Genomic DNA, 18,533 nt, shown 5'->3' with positions numbered 1-18,533 from the left:
CGGACCGCCATGGCCGCGATACCGAAGAACCACAGCAAGGAAATCCCCATGACCGTTCACGGCTATCACGACCTGAGATTCGAATCCGTCCGCGAGGCCTTCGCCGAGTTGCTCGCGGCCGGCCAGACCCGCAGCGCGGCGCTGTGCGTCCAGGTCGGCGGTGAAACGGTGCTGGATCTCTGGGGCGGCATGGCCGACAAGGACGGTCAGATGCCCTGGCACACCGATACCCTGCTCAATCTGTTCTCCTGCACCAAGGCCTTCACCGCGGTGGCGGCGCTGCAGCTGGTGGAGGAAGGCAAGCTGGCCCTTGATGCCCCGGTCGCCGAACGCTGGCCGGAATTCGCCGCCGCCGGCAAGGCCGACATTACGCTACGACAGCTGCTCAGCCACCGATCCGGCGTCTCCGCCTTGCGCAAACGTCTGGCGGGTGACGCCCTGTACGACTGGGACACCATGACCGCCGCAGTCGCCGCCGAGGCACCCTGGTGGACGCCCGGCACCGCCCATGGCTATGCCCCCATCACCTTTGGCTGGCTGCTGGGTGAACTGATCCGTCGCGCCGACGGCCGTGGCCCGGGCGAGGCCATCGTGGCTCGGACCGCCGAGCGCCTGGGCCTGGATTTCCACATCGGCCTGCCGGCCAGCGAAGACGAGCGCGTCGCCCATATCGTGCGAGGCAAGGGCGTGCTCGGCGATGCCGCTGCGCAGCGCTTGCTCAAGACCACCCTGAGCGATCCCGTGGCCCTGCCGACCCTGGCCTTTGGCAATCCATCCGGGGTGCTCACCAGCACCAACAAGGCCGAATGGCGGCGCTTCCAGCAGCCGGCGGCCAACGGCCACGGCCATGCGCGCAGCCTGGCGGGATTCTATGCCGGCCTGCTGGCCGGCGATCTGCTGGAATGGGAGACGCTAAGCGAGGCTCTGGTGGAGCACAGCCGGGGCGAGGACCGCACCCTGCTCACGCCGACCCGCTTCGGGCTGGGTTTCATGCTCGACCAGCCGGACCAGGCCAATGCCACCTATGGCCTTGGCTCCCAGGCCTTCGGCCATCCGGGGGCGGGCGGCTCGACCGGCTTTGCCGATCCGGAACGCGAGGTGGCCTTTGGCTTCGTCACCAATACCCTCGGCCCCTATGTGCTGATGGATCCGCGCGCCCAGGTCCTGGCGCGCGCGGTAGGGGAGTGCCTCTAGGGCAGTCGGCTAGCGGGCGATGGCCGCCTCGATGTCCTTGAATTCGATCACCCGGACATAGGGCGCGATCTCGCCGCTGATGGAGAAGTGCGCGCCGATCACCGTGACCTCGACCCCTTCGTTTTCCACCAGGTACTGCACCACCTCGTGGAAATCGCCGTCGCCCGCCACCAGGTAGAGCTTCTTCCAGCCGCGCTTGGCATGGGAGCGCATCAGGTTGAAGGCCAGGCCGACATCCACGCCTTTCTGGCTCTTGGTGGTGTACTGCTCGCCGGTTACCGGATGCAGGATCGGCCCGCCACCTACGGAGGCAGGCCATTCGTGGGCCTTGCTCTGCAGCCAGTACAGCTTGACCCTAAGACCGGCGCCCTTGGGAGGGGCCGAGCTCAAGAACTTGTTGAAGCCGGTCTGGGCGATGGTGGGTGGGTCGCTATCGCAGTTGAAGTAGTAGGCGTCGCCTATGGGCTCGCCCGCATCCTCTTCAATGAAAAGCCGTAGCTTGAGATAGTCGAATTTCGCACCATAGACCGAACCATTCCAGGCGCTCAGGGCATAGGCACCGTCGACAAACCAGGCGACGCCCGTTCGAGTTGTAGTTGCCATCGTATTGCTGGGACCAGGTTTTTTTACCGTTGATGGGCGCACACCCGCACGCGGGATACGCGGCGCCTATTGTGGGCTTAATTCCCGGTTTGCGCCTCAGGTAACGAGAGGGGATTGCAAACGCCGCGATCTAGAGCGTCCGCCCGGGCGCGAAAGTGCTCCTGGACGGCGAAGGCCGACCGGCTGATCGACCCCTGCCAGGTCGCAGGCGCTGGAGGCCGGTGGTCAGGTCGCCGCGGCTTCACGCCCGTCATTGGCATGGGGGGCATCGATGATCAGGGCGCTCTGCAGCAGGCGAATACGCGGCGCCACGTGGTAGGCGCCATCGTCATCATGCCGCAGGTAAAGACGCTCGCAGCCCAGGCACCGCCATACCGTGCTCTGGTTGTAGGGGTAGAAGCGGGGCGCGATGGGGGCGTCAGCTGACCAGTAGTGCGTACCCGTCGGGTGGTACTCCGCGATGATGGCATCCTCGGGTGCGTGACGCGCCAGGGTGCCGATCTGCGCGAAATCCGTTTCCCGGTAGCCCACCGGCCAGGCCGCCCATCCCGCCAGATCCCGTCGCAGACAGCGACAATCCCGGGTAATGGCTGCGGCGCTGGCGGCCAGACGCTCCAGGGTCGCGACATCGATGAGTCCTTCCATGCGCTAGCTTCCTGCGGGTAGCCATGTCAACAGAACCTTCGCTCGCCGCCAACCCATCAGCAGCGCCCTGGCGGCGGTTCGCCTGGATTTTCCTTCGCGCGCTGCCAGGGGCACTGCCACTGGTCGGCACAGACTCAAATTTCGTGACTCGACCGCTTTGCCCGGCGTAGGTTTGCGGCCACAATCTCGAAACTACTTTAAGTTCACTCATGCCACCGGCGCTGGCCGGGGCATTGATTCACTCTGTCCTCCGGCTCGCCGATGGGAAACTTTGCATGAAGCTGATCAAATCCACCACCCTCATTCTCTGCATGGGCGTATCCGCCTGCAGCTCCTTCCAGGGCACTGGCGACCAGGCCGCCGCGCCTGCCAAGCCGGGCAATGCCCAGGCCAGCACCGCCGCCAGCGGCAGCCACTGGTGGTGGCCGTTCGGTGGTGGCGACCAGGCGGCCGAGCCGGCCAAGCCGGTAGCCAAGGCGGCCGAGCCCAAGGCCGAAGCCAAGGTCGCGGCGAAGGCGCCCTCTGCGAAGTCCGAACAGTCCGCTGCGGCAGGCGAGAAGGGCAGCCGCTGGTGGTGGCCCTTCGGCAGCGAAGACGTGAAGCCCCTGGCCAAGGCGGAAGCGCTCAAGCCGGTACCGGTCAAGGTCAGCAAGGCCTGGCTGGATGAACACGAGCAGAAGCTGCGCGTCGCCGTGGCCGGCAGCAATGTCAAGGTCGAGCGCCGCGACGACGCCCTGGTACTGATCACGCCGGTGGACAGCTCCTTCAACCCGGATCGCGCCGAGATGCTGCTGCCGGTGATGCTCGGCCCGCTGTCCCGCTCGGCCAAGTCGGTGAGCGTGGATGAAGACAGCGCCGTCATCGTGCTCGGCTTCAGCGACAGCACCGGTGCCGCCGCGCTCAACGACAAGATCAGCCTGCAACGCGCCCAGGCCGTGGCGGCGATCTTCCGTCTCAGCGGCTACAGCGGCAATCGCCTGATCGTGCGCGGTCTGGCCGCTGCCCATCCGCGTGCCGACAACACCACCGCCGCCGGTCGTGCCGTCAACCGCCGCGTCGAGGTGCTGATCCAGCCGCGCGCCACCGTGCTGGCCAGCCTGCAGTCGCTGGCGGCGCGCTAGCCACAAAGCTTGTCCTGAAGCAGGCGAGCCGGGCGGGACTTGGTTAAGCTAGGTCGATACCGACCTAGCAGGAGACTTCCATGTCACCGTCCCTCGCCGATATGCGTCGCGACTACACCCGCGACGGCCTGACCGAAGCCCAGGCGCCCGCCGATCCCTATGCCCTGTTCGGGCAGTGGTTCGAAGAGGCGGTGCGTACCGAGCAGCCTCCGGTCGAAGCCAATGCCTGCTGGCTGGCCACCGTCGATGACGAAGGCCAGCCCCATTGCCGCGTGCTGTTGCTCAAGGGCGTCGATGCCCAGGGCTTCGTCTTCTATACCAATTACGACAGCGCCAAGGGGCAGCAGATGGCCGCGCAACCGCGGGCGGCCATGACCTTCTTCTGGCCGGCACTGGAGCGCCAGGTGCGGATCGAGGGCCGGGTGGAACAGGTGTCCGCCGAGGAATCCGATGCCTACTACCGCGTCCGTCCACTGGGCAGTCGCCTGGGTGCTTGGGCCTCGCCGCAGAGCCAGGCCATCGCCGACCGTCACGAGTTGGAGCAGCGTCTGGCCGAGGTGCAGCAGCGCTTCGCCGACGGTGATCCCAGCCGGCCGCCGTTCTGGGGTGGCTATCGCCTGAGGCCCCAGCGCATCGAATTCTGGCAGGGGCGCTCCAGCCGCCTCCACGATCGGCTGGATTACCAGCGCGTAGAGGGTGGCTGGCAGCGCCAGCGCCTGGCTCCTTAAGGCGTTCGCAAGGTGCCGAGATTACAGTCGCCGGAAACCTCCCCGGACGCCCTGGGTCAAGGATAATAGCGATCTGCGCCCGTACCGCTGCCCGGTACGGCCAGTGTCTTTCAACTGCCCCTGGAGTTGCCCCATGAACAGAGTCCTTCAACTCGCCGCTTCCCTGACCGCCGTCGCCCTGCTGGCCGGCTGCGCCTCCGATCAGTCCGGCGACGTCTATTCGCGCGATGAGGCCCGGCAGGTGCAGACGGTCCGTACCGGTACCATCACCGCCCTGCGTCCGGTCACCATCGAGGGCACCAAGTCGCCCGTTGGCGCCGGGGCCGGCGCTGTGGTCGGTGGCATTGGCGGTAGCGCCATTGGCGGCGGGCGTGGCAGCTTCGTCACCGCCATCATCGGCGCGGTAGCCGGCGGCCTGCTGGGTGCGGCCACCGAAGAAGGCTTCACCAAGGCCAGCGGTGTCGAGATCACCGTGAAGGAAGACGACGGCGGCTCCCGCGCCTATGTACAGGCGGTCAACAAGGGCGAGATGTTCCGCGTCGGCGAGCGGGTGCGCATCATGACCGTCAACGGCACCAGCCGCGTCGCGCCCAACTGATCTTCCGGGCGTACCGAAGGTACGTCCTTGCCCTTCCAGAGCGGGTGTCCGAATCGCTAGACTGCGAGTCGGATGCCCGTTTGCATTTTCGCCCGTAAATAGTTGTCGCCTGGGCGCAATGCCGCGCCTGGAGGTCGTCCTACAATCCCCCTCAGTCACCGCCGTGATCGGCAGGAGAAATCCCGATGTCCGCTTCTCAACCCAATGTGCAACGCGCCGCCTTCGATGAGGTGATGGTCCCGACCTACGCCCCCGCCGCGTTCATTCCGGTGCGAGGAGAGGGTTCCCGCGTCTGGGATCAGGCCGATCGTGAATACGTCGACTTCGCCGGCGGCATCGCCGTCAGTGCCCTGGGCCATGGCCATCCCGCGCTGATCAAGGCCCTGACCGAGCAGGCCGGCAAGCTCTGGCATGTATCCAACATCTACACCAACGAGCCCGCCCTGCGCCTGGCGCGCAAGCTGGTGGACCATACCTTCGCCGACCGGGTGTTCTTCGCCAACTCCGGCGCCGAAGCCAACGAGGCGGCCTGCAAGCTGGCCCGTCGCTATGGTCACGACGTCAGCGGCGGCAGTCGCTACGAGATCGTCGCCGCCACCAACAGCTTCCACGGCCGGACCCTGTTCACCGTCAGCGTCGGCGGGCAGCCCAAGTATTCCGATGGCTTCGGTCCCAAGATCGAAGGCATCCGCCACGTGCCCTACAACGACCTGGCCGCCCTCGAAGCCGTGGTGTCGGACAAGACCTGCGCGGTCATCCTCGAACCCATCCAGGGCGAGGGCGGCGTGCTTCCGGCCGACCAGGCCTACCTGGAAGGCGCGCGTCGCCTGTGCGACACCCATGGCGCCCTGCTGATCTTCGACGAGGTGCAGAGCGGGGTCGGTCGCAGCGGTCATCTCTACGCCTACCAGCACTATGGCGTGGTGCCGGACATCCTCACCACCGCCAAGAGCATCGGCGGCGGTTTCCCGCTGGCAGCCATGCTGACCACCGAGAAGGTCGCCCAGCACTTCAGCGCCGGCGTGCACGGCAGCACCTATGGCGGCAATCCGCTGGGTTGCGCCGTGGGCGCCGCGCTGCTGGACATCGTCGCCACCCCGGAAACCCTGGCCGGGGTCGCCGCGCGCCATCAGCGCTTTGTCGCCGGTCTTGAGCAGCTCAACGCCCGCTACCACCTGTTCCAGCAGATCCGCGGCCTCGGCCTGCTGATCGGCGCGGTGCTCAACGACAGCTGGAAGGGGCGCGCCAAGGACATCGTCACCGCCGCCAACGAGGAAGGCCTGATGATCCTGCAGGCCGGCCCGGACGTGCTGCGCATGGCGCCGAGCCTGATCATCTCCGACACCGATATCGACGAAGGCCTGGCCCGCCTGGATCGCGCCCTGGCGCGTCTCACCCAAGGCTAATCTCCGGACGCGGGACGCGTACCGCTGGCATCCAGGGATGGATCCGTACACAAGGAGTTCTCATGCTGGTAATGCGCCCTGCGCGCGCGGCGGATCTGCCCCTGGTCCAGCGGCTCGCCGCGGATAGCCCGGTTGGCGTCACCTCGCTGCCCGACAACCCTGAGCGGCTGCGCGACAAGATCCGCACCTCGGAGTCGTCGCTGGCGGCCGAAGTGGGCTTCCATGGCGAGGAGAGCTATTTCTTCGTGCTCGAAGACACCCGCAGCGGCGAGTTGCTGGGCTGTTCGGCCATCGTCGCCTCGGCCGGTTTCTCCGAGCCCTTCTACAGCTTTCGCAACGAGACCTTCATTCACGCCTCGCGCGAGCTGAAGATCCACAACAAGGTCCATGTGCTGTCGCTCTGTCACGACCTGACCGGCAACAGCGTGCTGAGCAGCTTCTACGTCCAGCGCCCGCTGCTCGACACCCCTCACGCCGAACTCAACTCCCGCGCCCGTCTGCTGTTCATGGCCGCCCACCCGGCGCGCTTTGCCGAGACGGTGGTGGTGGAAATTGTTGGGCTGGCGGATGACGACGGCGAATCGCCGTTCTGGAACGGGGTAGGGCGCAACTTCTTCGACATGGACTACGCCGCCGCCGAGCGCCTGTCCGGGCAGAAGAGTCGCACCTTTCTCGCCGAACTGATGCCGACCTATCCGCTCTATGTGCCCCTGCTGCCCGACAGCGCCCAGGAGGCCATGGGCCAGGTGCATCCCCGGGCCCAGATCACCTTCGACATCCTCAGTCGGGAAGGCTTCGAAACCGACAACTACATCGACATCTTCGATGGCGGTCCGACCCTGCACGCCCGCACCACGGCCATCCGCTCGATCGCCGAGAGCCGCCTGGCGCCGGTGAGCGAAGGTAGCCCGGCCGGCGACGAGGCACCCTGGTTCCTGGTCGCCAACGATGGTCTGGAAAATTTTCGGGCGCTGGCCACGCCGCTGCGCTGGACGCCTGGCGAAGCCGTCGTCCTTTCCCCCGAGCAGATCGCCACCCTGGAGATCGCCGAAGGCGACCGGGTTCGTCTGGTAGCGCTGTAGCCGACCCTAGCGTCTTTGGAGGTCCGATGATCGTCCGTCCCGTCACCCGTGCCGATGTGCCCGCGCTGCTGCAACTGGCGCAGGCGGCCGGCGCCGGTCTCACCACCCTGCCGGCCAGTGAAGAACGCCTGGCGCAGCGGGTGGAAAATGCCGAGCACAGCTTTCTGCGCCAGGTCGAATCCGCCGACGCGGACTATCTGTTCGTCCTGGAAGAGGACGGCGAGGTCATCGGTATCGCCGGGATCGCCGCCGCCCTGGGTCTGCGTGAGCCCTGGTACAACTACCGGGTCGGCCTGACGGTAAGCGCCTCGCGCGAACTGGACATCCACCGGCAGATCCCCACGCTGTTCCTGGCCAACGACATGACCGGCAGCTCCGAACTCTGCTCGCTGTTCCTGCGCGCCGATCGGCGCGGTGGCGCGGCCGGGCGCCTGCTGTCCAAGTCCCGCTTCCTGTTCATCGCCGAATTCCGCGAGCTGTTCGCCGAGCGCATCATCGCCGAATTGCGCGGCATGTCCGACGACCAGGGCCGGTCACCCTTCTGGGAAGCCCTGGGCCGGCATTTCTTCAAGATGGAATTTTCCCAGGCGGACTATCTCACCGGCATCGGCAATCGCGGTTTCATCGCCGAGCTGATGCCGCGCTTTCCGCTGTACACCTGCTTCCTGTCGCCGGAAGCGCGCCAGGTGATCGGTCGGGTACACCCGGACACCGAGGCGGCGCGCCGCCTGCTGGAGGCCGAGGGCTTCAACTACCAGGGCTATGTCGACATCTTCGACGCGGGGCCGACCGTGGAGGCCGAGACCGCCAAGCTGCGTGCGATCCGCGACAGCCAGCGCCTGGTACTGGCGGTCGGCACGCCGGGCGACGATGCCGAGGTCTATCTGATCCACAACCGCAAATGCCAGGACTGCCGCATCACCAGCGCGCGCGCGCGCCTGGCGTCCGGCACCCTGGTGGTCGATCTGGCCACCGCCCGCGAACTGCGGCTGATGGCCGGCGCCCAGGTGCGCGCCGTGCGCCTGATGCCCTGAGGAGACCCCATGGATAGCCTCTATATCGCTGGTCAGTGGTGCCCCGGGCGCGGCGAGACCTTCACCTCGCTCGATCCCTACGCCGGGACCGCGCTCTGGCAGGGCGCCGCCGCGGACGCAGCGGACGTCGAGCAGGCGATCGCCGCGGCGCGCCAGGCCTTTCCCGCCTGGGAAAGACGCGGCCAGGCCGCGCGCCTGGAGATCCTGCAGGCCTTCGCCCAGGCGCTGCAGCAACGCCGCTCCGCGCTGACCCGGGCCTTGGCCGAGGAAACCGGCAAGCCGCTGTGGGAGGCCGATACCGAGCTCGGCAGCATGATCGCCAAGGTGGCCATCTCGGCCCAGGCCGAAGCGGCCCGTAGCGGCGAGCGTTCGGCGAGCGTGGCGGACGCCCGCAGCGTCACGCACCATCGACCGCACGGCGTCCTGGCGGTCTTCGGTCCCTACAACTTTCCCGGCCATCTGCCCAATGGCCATATCGTCCCGGCGTTGCTGGCTGGCAACACGGTGGTGTTCAAGCCCAGCGAGCTGACCCCGCGTTTCGCCGCCCTGACCCTGGAATGCTGGATCGCCGCCGGGCTGCCGGCCGGGGTACTCAATCTCGTGCAGGGCGGCCGGACCACCGGCGAGGCCCTGGCTGCGCATCCGGGTCTGGACGGCATCCTCTTCACCGGCTCCAGCGCCACCGGCGCGGCGCTGCATCGTCTCAACGCGGACCGTCCGCAGCGACTGCTGGCCCTGGAGATGGGCGGCAACAATCCGCTGGTGGTGGCGCCGGTGGCCGATCTGGACGCCGCCGTGGTGACCATCGTCCAGTCGGCCTTCCTCTCCGCCGGGCAGCGCTGCACCTGCGCCCGCCGCCTGCTCGTACCCAAGGGGGCCTGGGGCGATGCCCTGCTGGCGCGCCTGGTGAGTGTCAGCGCCGGGCTCAGCACCGGTCCCTTCGACGCCGCTCCGGCGCCCTTCATGGGCACCGTCATCTCCCTCGCCGCTGCCCAGGCCCTGCTGCAGACCCAGGCGCAGCGCCTGGCCCAGGGTGGCCGGGTACTGCTGGAGTTGCGGCAGCCGGAGCCCCAGCGAGCGCTGCTCACGCCGGGGATCATCGAGGTGTCGGGGATCGCCGACCTGCCCGATGAAGAAGTCTTCGGGCCGCTGTTGCAGGTCCAGCGCTATGGCGACTTCGACGAGGCGCTGGCGCTGGCCAACGCTACTCGCTTTGGACTGGCGGCCGGCCTGCTGGCCGACGATCCGGCCCTCTACGAACGCTTCTGGCAAGGGGTGCGCGCTGGCATCGTCAACTGGAATCGGCCCCTGACCGGGGCGGCCAGTGCCGCCCCCTTCGGCGGCGTCGGTGCCTCGGGCAATCATCGACCCAGCGCCTATTACGCCGCGGACTACTGCGCCTTCCCGGTCGCCTCGCTGGAAAGCGACGCCCTGACCCTGCCCAGCCAACTGCCTCCAGGACTACAGCTATGAGTCAACTCGCCCCTGCCGCGCGGGAGGTCAATTTCGACGGCCTGGTCGGTCCGACCCACAACTATGCCGGCCTGTCCTATGGCAACGTGGCCTCCCAGGCCAGCAAGCAGCAGTGCTCGAATCCGCGCGAGGCCGCGCGCCAGGGCCTGGCCAAGATGCAGGCGCTGATGGAGCTGGGCTTCGAGCAAGGTGTGCTGGCCCCCCACGAACGACCCGACATTGCCTCGCTGCGCCGCCTGGGGTTCGCCGGCAGCGATGCCCAGGTGCTGGAGGGCGCGGCGCGCGAAGCCTTGCCGCTGCTGCTGTCCGCCAGTTCCGCCTCGGCCATGTGGACGGCCAACGCCGCCACCGTCAGCCCCAGCGCCGACACCCGCGACGGCCGCGTGCATTTCACCCCGGCCAACCTGGCCTGCAAGTTCCACCGCAGCCTCGAACCCAGCACCACGGCGCGCATCCTCCAGGCGATGTTTCGCGATCCCGCGCGTTTCCAGCATCATGCGCCACTGCCCTCGGTGGCCCAGTTCGGTGACGAGGGCGCGGCCAACCACACCCGCTTCAGTCGCGACCACGGCGCCCCGGGCGTGGAATTTTTCGTCTTCGGTCGCAGCGCCTTCGATCCGCGCTATCCCGAGCCCCATCGCTATCCGGCCCGGCAGACCCTGGAAGCCTCCCAGGCTATCGCCCGCCTGCATGGCCTGAGCGAGGAGGGCGTGGTGTTCGCCCAGCAGAATCCGGCGGTGGTGGACCAGGGCGTCTTCCACAATGACGTCATCTCGGTGGGCAATGCCCAGGTGCTGTTCCACCATGAGGATGCCTTCCTCGACAGCGATCGTGTACTCGACGAATTGCAAGCCAAGCTCGCCCGACGCGGTGCCACCTTGCAACGCCTCTGCGTGCGGCGCAGCGAGATCAGCGTCGGTGACGCCGTGCGCTCCTATCTGTTCAACAGCCAGCTGCTGGATCGACCGGGGCAGGGCGCATTGCTGGTGGTGCCCGACGAGTGCCGACAGAATCCGCTGGTCTGGGACTATCTGCAGGCCCAGGTCGGCGGCGCAGGCCCGCTGGCTGAGGTCAAGGTCTTCGATCTCAAGCAGAGCATGCAGAACGGCGGCGGCCCCGCCTGCCTGCGCCTGCGCGTGGCGCTCACCGCCGACGAGCTGACCGCGGTGAATCCGGGGGTACGCTTTACCCCGGCGCTGCATGCCCAACTGCTCGACTGGGTGGATCGCCACTACCGCGACCGCCTGACACCTGCGGATCTCGCCGATCCCCAGTTGCTGGGCGAAGTCCGCACCGCCCTCGACGAGTTGACCCAGCTGCTGGGCCTCGGCTCGGTCTATCCCTTTCAATTGCCCTGACCTCCGGAGCCCCCATGAGCCACCTTCTCGATCTCATCCTCGAACCCACCGGCGACGAGCAGCAGACGCTGCAGGTCCAGCGCCTGGCCATCCGTCTGGCCGGTCGCGACCTCTGGCTGGAAGCCGATGGCAGCGGCGGTCTCAACATCTTCGCCGACTCCCAGGATGATGAGGAGCAGACCCCGGTCCTGGTGCTGCGTCCCCAGGCCCTCAATGCCCTGGGCCTGTCCATCGCCCTGGAGACCTTCGCCGACGAAGGCGATGAGAAGCCTGTGCATGACGCCGATTGCGGTTGCGGCCACGATCATTGAGTATCTAGCCCGACGACACGTCGCTCAGCGGAGTAGAGCATGGCTGCATCTGAACGTTATCGGTTGGCGCTTGGCCGCCTGCTGGACCTGACCCTGGCCGGCCGCGAGCCGACCGAGAAGATTCAACTGACTGCCGACGGCACCCGTCTCCACTGGCTGACCGAAGGCGTACTGGAAGTCACCCCGCCGGTGGCGCGCGACAACCGCATGGACCTGCTGCTCTCCGCGGGTATCCATGGCAACGAGACGGCGCCCATGGAGCTGCTCGACGCGTTGCTCAGCGGCATCGCCAGCGGCGCCCTGCGCCCCGCCTGTCGTCTGCTGTTCATGTACGGCAATCCCGACGCCATGCGCCGGGGCACCCGCTATGTCGAGCAGGATCTGAATCGCCTCTTCAACGGCCGCCATGCCCAGGCCGAAGGCTCCGAGGCGCAACGCGCCAACGACCTGGAGCGCCTGTCCGCGCAGTTCTTCAGCAAGCCCGATCGGGCGCGCCTGCATTACGACCTGCACACCGCGCTGCGCGCCTCGGCGCTGCCGCGCTTCGCCCTCTATCCCTGGAGCGCCGGGCGCGAGCATTCGGAAGCCGAGCTGCAGCGCCTCGAAGCGGCCGGCATCGAGGCCGTGCTGCTCTACGACAAGCCGGGCATCACCTTCAGCGCCTACACCTACGCCGAATGCCAGGCCGAGGCCCTGACCCTGGAGCTGGGCCAGGCACGGCCCTTCGGCGAGAACAGCGAACTCGACCTGAGTCGCCTGCGCCTGCTGCTGGAAGCCCTGGTCGAAGGCCGCGAAGCCGAGTTGCCGCCAGCGGATTCCTCGTTGCTGAGATTCCGCGTGGCGCGCCAGGTGTACAAGTCCAGTCCGCGTTTCCAGTTGCACCTGGCCGACGACGTGGCCAACTTCTCGCCGCTGCGCCAGGGTTCATTACTGGCCGAAGACGGCAGCGAGCGCTGGATCGTCGACGAGGCCGAGGCGCGCATCATCTTCCCCAATCCCAAGGTCGCCGTCGGCCTGCGGGCCGGACTCATCGTGGTCCCGGCATAAGGAGCTACCGCTTGATCGATCTGCGCAGCGACACCGTCACCCAGCCCACGCCGGCCATGCGCCAGGCCATGCTGGCCGCCGAACTCGGCGATGACGTCTACGGCGAAGACCCCACGGTCTCCCGCCTGGAGCAACGTCTGGCAGGCGATCTCGGGCTGGAGGCCGGACTCTTCGTGCCCAGCGGCACCATGAGCAACCTGCTCGGCCTGCTGGCGCACTGCGAGCGGGGCGACGAATACCTGGTCGGCCAGCAGGCCCACACCTACAAGTACGAGGGCGGCGGCGCCGCGGTGCTCGGCTCCATTCAGCCGCAGCCCATCGAGATGGCCGCCGATGGCAGTCTCGACCTCGATCTGGTGCGCAGCTACATCAAGGCCGATGATTTCCATTTCGCCCGCACCCGGCTGCTGGCGCTGGAAAACACCATGCACGGCAAGGTCCTCCCACTGGCCTATCTGGCGGCGGCGCGGGCCTTCACCCGGGAGCACGGCCTGGCGCTGCACCTGGATGGCGCGCGGCTGTACAACGCCGCGGTCAAGCTCGGCGTACCGGTGCGCGAGATCAGCCAGCATTTCGACTCGGTATCGGTTTGCCTGTCCAAGGGCCTCGGCGCGCCGGTGGGTTCGGTGCTCTGCGGCGAGGCCGCGCTCATCGCCAAGGCGCGGCGCTGGCGCAAGGTGGTGGGTGGTGGCATGCGCCAGGCCGGCATCCTCGCGGCCGCCGGCCTGCATGTCCTCGATCACCAGGTCGAGCGGCTGGCCGAGGACCACGCCCACGCGGCGCAACTCGGCACCGCCCTGGCCGAGCTCGGCTATCAGGTGGAGCCGGTGCAGACCAACATGGTCTATCTCGCCCTGGGCGACCAGGCGCCCGCCCTGCATGCCTTCCTGGCCGAGCGTGGCATCCGCATCAGTCCGGCAGCACGCCTGCGACTGGTTACCCATCTGGACGTCAGCGCCGCCGATATCGAGGCGGTCATCGCCGCTTTCTCCGCCTACCGCCGCCGCTAAGTCTTCCGACGACGTTTTTCCTGCGCAACCGGGGCGACACCGGGGCGCGGGCGTCGATATACTCCCAGACATGCGTGTCCGTTTTCCGCACGTGCCGCGTCTGCGGCGCCCGCTCCGTTCGTCTCGTCTGCGATCCAGTCGGATGCCCGTCACGCGCGTCGAAAAGCCCATTGTCTGGAATGAATATGAAAAGCGCCGAAATCCGCGAAGCCTTCCTCCGCTTCTTCGAAGAGAAGGGGCACACCCGGGTCGCCTCCAGTTCGCTGATCCCCGCGAACGATCCGACCCTGCTGTTCACCAACGCCGGGATGAATCAGTTCAAGGACTGCTTTCTCGGCATGGAAAAGCGCAGCTACACCCGCGCCGCCACCAGCCAGAAGTGCGTGCGCGCGGGCGGCAAGCACAACGACCTGGAGAACGTCGGCTACACGGCGCGTCACCACACCTTCTTCGAGATGCTGGGCAACTTCAGCTTCGGCGACTACTTCAAGCGCGACGCCATCACCTTCGCCTGGGAATTCCTCACCTCGCCCCAGTGGCTGGGTCTGCCCCGGGAAAAGCTCTGGGTCACCGTCTATGCCACCGATGACGAGGCCTACGACATCTGGACCAAGGAAGTCGGGGTGCCCGAGGCGCAGATGGTGCGCATCGGCGACAACAAGGGCGCGCCCTATGCCTCGGACAACTTCTGGACCATGGGCGACACCGGTCCCTGCGGTCCCTGCACCGAGATCTTCTTCGACCACGGTGCCGAGATCTGGGGTGGCCCGCCCGGCTCGCCGGAAGAAGACGGCGATCGCTACATCGAGATCTGGAACAACGTCTTCATGCAGTTCAACCGCACCGCCGATGGCGTCCTGCATCCGCTGCCGGCGCCCAGCGTCGACACCGGCATGGGCCTGGAGCGGGTCAGCGCGGTGCTGCAGCACGTGCATTCGAACTACGAGATCGACCTGTTCCAGCAACTGCTGGCGGCCTCGGCCGAGGCCATCGGCTGCGCCAATGACGACGCCCCGTCGCTCAAGGTGGTGGCCGACCACATCCGCTCCTGCAGCTTCCTGATCGCCGACGGCGTGCTGCCATCCAATGAAGGCCGCGGCTACGTGCTGCGGCGCATCATTCGCCGCGCCTGCCGTCATGGCAACAAGCTGGGCGCCAAGGGCACCTTCTTCCACAGGATCGTCGCCGCCCTGGTGGCCGAGATGGGCCAGGCCTATCCCGAGCTGGTCCAGCAGCAGGCGCACATCGAGCGCGTGCTGCGCACCGAGGAAGAGCAGTTCGCCAAGACCCTGGAGCAGGGTCTGAAGATCCTCGAGCAGGATCTGGCGCAACTGCAGGGCGACACCATCCCCGGTGACGTGGTGTTCAAGCTCTATGACACCTACGGGTTCCCGGTCGACCTGACCAACGACATCGCCCGCGAGCGCAATCTCAACCTCGACGAGGCCGGTTTCGAGCGCGAGATGGAAGCCCAGCGCGAGCGCGCCCGCTCCGCCAGTGCCTTTGGCGTGGATTACAACAGCCTGGTCAAGGTCGAGGGCGAAACCCGCTTCCTCGGCTACGACACCACCATCGCCTCGGGCACCATCGTCGCCCTGTACCGTGCCGGTCAGCCGGTGGACAGCCTGGCCGAAGGCGAGGAGGGCGTGGTCATCCTCGACCAGACGCCGTTCTACGGTGAATCCGGTGGCCAGGTCGGTGATACCGGTACCCTGGAAAGCGCCGGCGTCGGCTTTGCCGTGCGCGACACCACCAAGACCCAGGGTGCCTTCCTGCACCATGGCGTGGTGACCAGGGGCAGCCTCAACGTCGGCACCGCGCTCATGGCCCAGGTCGACGCCAGCCGCCGCCAGGGCATCGCCCTGAACCACTCCGGTACCCACCTGCTGCACGCCGCGCTGCGCCAGGTGCTGGGCGATCACGTCCACCAGAAGGGCTCCCTGGTCAACGACCAGCGCCTGAGATTCGACTTCAGCCACTTCGAGGCCATCAAGCCCGAGGAGCTCAAGCGCATCGAGACCATCGTCAACGAAGAGATCCGCAAGAACAGCGCGGTGACCACCGAAGTCATGGCCATCGACGAAGCCAAGGCCCGCGGCGCCATGGCGCTGTTCGGCGAGAAGTACGGCGACGTGGTGCGGGTGGTCGGCATGGGCGGCGAGTTCTCCGTCGAGCTGTGCGGTGGCACCCATGTGGCCCAGACCGGCGACATCGGCCTGCTCAAGCTGGTCAGCGAAGGCGGCGTGGCCTCCGGCGTGCGCCGCGTGGAAGCCATCACCGGCACCGCGGCCCTGGCCTACCTCAACGGCGCCGAGGAGCAGCTGCGCGAAGCCGCCAGCCTGCTCAAGGGCAGTCGCGACAACGTGCTGGACAAGCTGGCCGCGCTGGTCGAGCGCAATCGCCAGCTGGAAAAGGAAATCGAGCAGCTCAAGGCCAAGGCCGCCAGTGCCTCGGCCGGTGACCTGCTGGACCAGGCGCAGGACGTCAAGGGCGCCAAGGTGCTCACCGCGCGCCTCGACGGTCTCGACGGCAAGGCGCTGCTGGCGCTGGTCGACCAGCTCAAGAACAAGCTCGGCAGCGGCATGATCCTGCTGGGTGGCGAAGCCGACGGCAAGGTGGTGCTGGTGGCCGGCGTCACCGCCGACCTGACCGCCAGGCTCAAGGCCGGCGAGCTGATGAAACGCGCTGCGGCCGTGGTCGGTGGCAAGGGCGGCGGTCGTCCGGACATGGCCCAGGGCGGCGGCACCGATGCCAGCCAGCTCGCAGCGGCCCTGGCCTGTGCCGGCCAGTACGCCGAGGAAAGCCTATAGGAGCCATGATCTCGCGAGCTAGAGCCAAACAAGGCGGAAGTGCTTGAGCAAGCGGATCGGACTCGCGTTCGAGTTTACGAATGGCAAGTGAGCATTCCGAAAGCAATTCCAACGCCGTTTGGCCGACGCGCAGCAGATTATGAACGGGCGCGGGTCGCCGGGGAGGGCGGCCCGCTTCCTCCCTCAACAACTTGAATCAGATTTTTCTGCGGACGGGCAGCAAGCAATGGCATTGATCGTACAGAAATTCGGCGGTACCTCGGTGGGTACGGTGGAGCGTATCGAGCAGGTCGCCGACAAGGTGAAACGCTTCCATGAGGCGGGCGACCAGATCGTGGTGGTGGTGTCGGCCATGAGCGGCGAGACCAATCGCCTGATCGGCCTCGCCAGGCAGATCATGGAGCAACCCGATCCGCGCGAGCTGGATGTCATGGTTTCCACCGGCGAGCAGGTCACCATCGGCCTGCTGACCATGGCGCTGCTCAAGCGCGGCGTCCAGGCGGTCTCCTACACGGGCAGCCAGGTGCGCATCCTCACCGACAGCGCCCACACCAAGGCACGCATCCAGCAGATCGACGACGCCCGCATCCGCGCCGACCTCAAGGCGCGCAAGGTGGTGGTCGTGGCGGGCTTCCAGGGCGTCGACGAGCAGGGCAACATCACCACCCTGGGCCGTGGTGGCTCCGACACCACCGGCGTGGCCCTGGCGGCCGCGCTGAAGGCCGACGAGTGCCAGATCTACACCGACGTCGACGGCGTCTACACCACCGATCCGCGCGTGGTGCCCCAGGCCCGGCGCCTGGACAAGATCACCTTCGAGGAAATGCTGGAAATGGCCAGCCTCGGCTCCAAGGTGCTGCAGATCCGCTCGGTGGAATTCGCCGGCAAGTACAACGTGCCGCTGCGCGTGCTGCACAGCTTTCAGGAGGGTCCGGGCACCCTCATTACCCTTGATGAAGAGGAATCCATGGAACAGCCGATCATCTCCGGCATCGCCTTCAACCGTGACGAAGCCAAGCTGACCATTCGCGGTGTGCCGGATACCCCCGGCGTGGCCTTCAAGATCCTCGGCCCGATCAGCGCGGCCAACATCGAAGTCGACATGATCGTGCAGAACGTCGCGCACGATAACACCACCGACTTCACCTTCACCGTGCACCGCAACGACTACCAGGCGGCCCTGGAGATCCTCAGGCGCACCGGCGTCGAGATCGGTGCCCGGGAGTCCGTCGGCGACAGCAAGATCGCCAAGGTCTCCATCGTTGGCGTGGGCATGAGATCCCATGCCGGTGTGGCCAGCCAGATGTTCGAAGCCCTGGCCAAGGAGAGCATCAACATCCAGATGATCTCCACCTCCGAGATCAAGGTGTCGGTGGTCATCGAGGAGAAATACCTCGAACTGGCCGTCCGTGCCCTGCATACCGCTTTCGAGCTCGACGCCCCCGCACGCGGCGCCGAGTGACCGGTCAGATGAGGTCCCTGCCACAGGGACCTCATCCGACGCGGGTTCTACGGAACTTTACTTGCATGGACAGAGGTCAATAGCGACTAGAAGGTCCATTCAGGGATCGTTTCGGTTCATACGTGCAGACTGAGTTAAAAGCTTAAGGAGAATGGAATGCTTATTTTGACTCGTCGGGTTGGTGAGACCCTGATGGTGGGTGATGAAGTCACCGTGACGGTACTGGGAGTCAAGGGCAACCAGGTCCGCATCGGCGTCAATGCACCCAAGGAAGTCGCGGTTCATCGCGAGGAAATCTATCAGCGCATCCAGAAGGAAAAGGACCAAGAACCAAACCACTGATTTTTTTTGAATTTTTCTCTTTGCAAACGGGCAAACCTTCGATATAGTTTCGCCCCGTTGCGGTGAGGTGGCCGAGTGGCCGAAGGCGCTCCCCTGCTAAGGGAGTACACCTCAAAAGGGTGTCGAGGGTTCGAATCCCTCCCTCACCGCCATTTGCTTCAAACTGGCTCCGCTGTACTGACCGATTGGTAAGTACCTGATAAACAAGCAAATTTGCTTGACACGTCAGAAACGGAAGCTAGAATACGCAGCTTCAACGCACTCGTAGCTCAGCTGGATAGAGTACTCGGCTACGAACCGAGCGGTCGG

The 18,533-nt window shown here is 66.6% G+C and carries 17 protein-coding genes and 1 tRNA gene; 16 read left to right on the top strand and 2 right to left on the bottom strand.

All coding sequences use genetic code 11. From position 1 onward, the window contains the following. The first annotated feature begins 48 nt into the window (after positions 1-48). On the top strand, positions 49-1,194 hold the full coding sequence (locus tag GSQ95_RS18080) for a serine hydrolase domain-containing protein (protein ID WP_158895112.1): 1,146 nt from the start codon (positions 49-51) through the stop codon (positions 1,192-1,194). A gap of 9 nt (positions 1,195-1,203) precedes the next feature. On the opposite strand, the gene GSQ95_RS18075 is transcribed toward GSQ95_RS18080, so the two are convergent. Together GSQ95_RS18075 and GSQ95_RS18070 are read right to left on the bottom strand one after the other, a co-directional pair. Then, positions 1,204-1,797, bottom strand: a complete 594-nt coding sequence (locus GSQ95_RS18075) for an NYN domain-containing protein (RefSeq protein ID WP_133859562.1) — start codon at positions 1,795-1,797, stop codon at positions 1,204-1,206. A gap of 225 nt (positions 1,798-2,022) precedes the next feature. Next, entirely contained in the window at positions 2,023-2,442 is a 420-nt protein-coding gene (locus GSQ95_RS18070) for a hypothetical protein (protein ID WP_158895110.1), read from the bottom strand. Positions 2,443-2,717: 275 nt separating this feature from the next. On the opposite strand from GSQ95_RS18070, the gene GSQ95_RS18065 reads away from it, so the two are divergent. The 15 genes from GSQ95_RS18065 (at position 2,718) to GSQ95_RS17995 (ending at position 18,376) form a co-directional block, all read left to right on the top strand. Further along, complete coding sequence (locus GSQ95_RS18065; RefSeq protein ID WP_158895108.1) at positions 2,718-3,563, top strand: OmpA family protein; 846 nt, start codon at positions 2,718-2,720, stop codon at positions 3,561-3,563. An 80-nt stretch (positions 3,564-3,643) separates the two neighbouring features. Next, positions 3,644-4,291 (top strand): pyridoxamine 5'-phosphate oxidase, encoded by a 648-nt coding sequence (pdxH, locus tag GSQ95_RS18060; RefSeq protein WP_158895106.1) that lies wholly within the window; start codon positions 3,644-3,646, stop codon positions 4,289-4,291. Positions 4,292-4,424: 133 nt separating this feature from the next. Next, a complete protein-coding gene (locus GSQ95_RS18055) occupies positions 4,425-4,889 on the top strand; it encodes a hypothetical protein (protein ID WP_133859558.1) in 465 nt (154 codons plus the stop codon). 185 nt (positions 4,890-5,074) lie between these two features. Further along, positions 5,075-6,295, top strand: a complete 1,221-nt coding sequence (locus GSQ95_RS18050; protein WP_158895104.1) for an aspartate aminotransferase family protein — start codon at positions 5,075-5,077, stop codon at positions 6,293-6,295. Positions 6,296-6,357: 62 nt separating this feature from the next. After that, complete coding sequence (gene aruF, locus GSQ95_RS18045; RefSeq protein WP_158895102.1) at positions 6,358-7,377, top strand: arginine/ornithine succinyltransferase subunit alpha; 1,020 nt, start codon at positions 6,358-6,360, stop codon at positions 7,375-7,377. Between the two features lie 26 nt (positions 7,378-7,403). Then, positions 7,404-8,411 (top strand): arginine N-succinyltransferase, encoded by a 1,008-nt coding sequence (astA, locus tag GSQ95_RS18040; RefSeq protein WP_158895100.1) that lies wholly within the window; start codon positions 7,404-7,406, stop codon positions 8,409-8,411. Positions 8,412-8,420: 9 nt separating this feature from the next. Beyond that, positions 8,421-9,884: a succinylglutamate-semialdehyde dehydrogenase gene (gene astD / locus GSQ95_RS18035; RefSeq protein ID WP_158895098.1), complete on the top strand. Its 1,464-nt coding sequence runs from the start codon at positions 8,421-8,423 to the stop codon at positions 9,882-9,884. Further along, entirely contained in the window at positions 9,881-11,242 is a 1,362-nt protein-coding gene (gene astB, locus GSQ95_RS18030; protein WP_158895096.1) for an N-succinylarginine dihydrolase, read from the top strand. The genes astD and astB overlap by 4 nt, the downstream gene beginning before the upstream one ends. 14 nt (positions 11,243-11,256) lie before the next feature. Continuing rightward, entirely contained in the window at positions 11,257-11,553 is a 297-nt protein-coding gene (locus tag GSQ95_RS18025) for a GTPase (protein WP_158895094.1), read from the top strand. A gap of 39 nt (positions 11,554-11,592) precedes the next feature. After that, positions 11,593-12,600: a succinylglutamate desuccinylase gene (astE, locus tag GSQ95_RS18020; protein ID WP_158895092.1), complete on the top strand. Its 1,008-nt coding sequence runs from the start codon at positions 11,593-11,595 to the stop codon at positions 12,598-12,600. An 11-nt stretch (positions 12,601-12,611) separates the two neighbouring features. After that, entirely contained in the window at positions 12,612-13,610 is a 999-nt protein-coding gene (gene ltaE, locus GSQ95_RS18015; RefSeq protein WP_158895090.1) for a low-specificity L-threonine aldolase, read from the top strand. 185 nt (positions 13,611-13,795) lie between these two features. Beyond that, entirely contained in the window at positions 13,796-16,420 is a 2,625-nt protein-coding gene (gene alaS, locus GSQ95_RS18010; RefSeq protein WP_158895088.1) for an alanine--tRNA ligase, read from the top strand. Between the two features lie 226 nt (positions 16,421-16,646). Continuing rightward, positions 16,647-17,882 carry an aspartate kinase gene (locus GSQ95_RS18005; protein ID WP_158895086.1) on the top strand — a complete coding sequence of 412 codons (1,236 nt, stop codon included), beginning with the start codon at positions 16,647-16,649 and terminating at the stop codon, positions 17,880-17,882. A gap of 156 nt (positions 17,883-18,038) precedes the next feature. Next, positions 18,039-18,224, top strand: coding sequence for a carbon storage regulator CsrA (gene csrA, locus GSQ95_RS18000; RefSeq protein ID WP_007159101.1), 186 nt, complete (start codon positions 18,039-18,041; stop codon positions 18,222-18,224). 61 nt (positions 18,225-18,285) lie between these two features. Beyond that, positions 18,286-18,376 (top strand) — tRNA-Ser (locus tag GSQ95_RS17995). Positions 18,377-18,533: the final 157 nt, after the last annotated feature.

This window comes from Pseudomonas sp. BAV 4579, assembly GCF_009765395.1.
GTDB classification, from domain to species: domain Bacteria; phylum Pseudomonadota; class Gammaproteobacteria; order Pseudomonadales; family Pseudomonadaceae; genus Chryseomonas; species Chryseomonas aestiva.
This window is presented reverse-complemented; position numbering and strand designations above follow the sequence as displayed.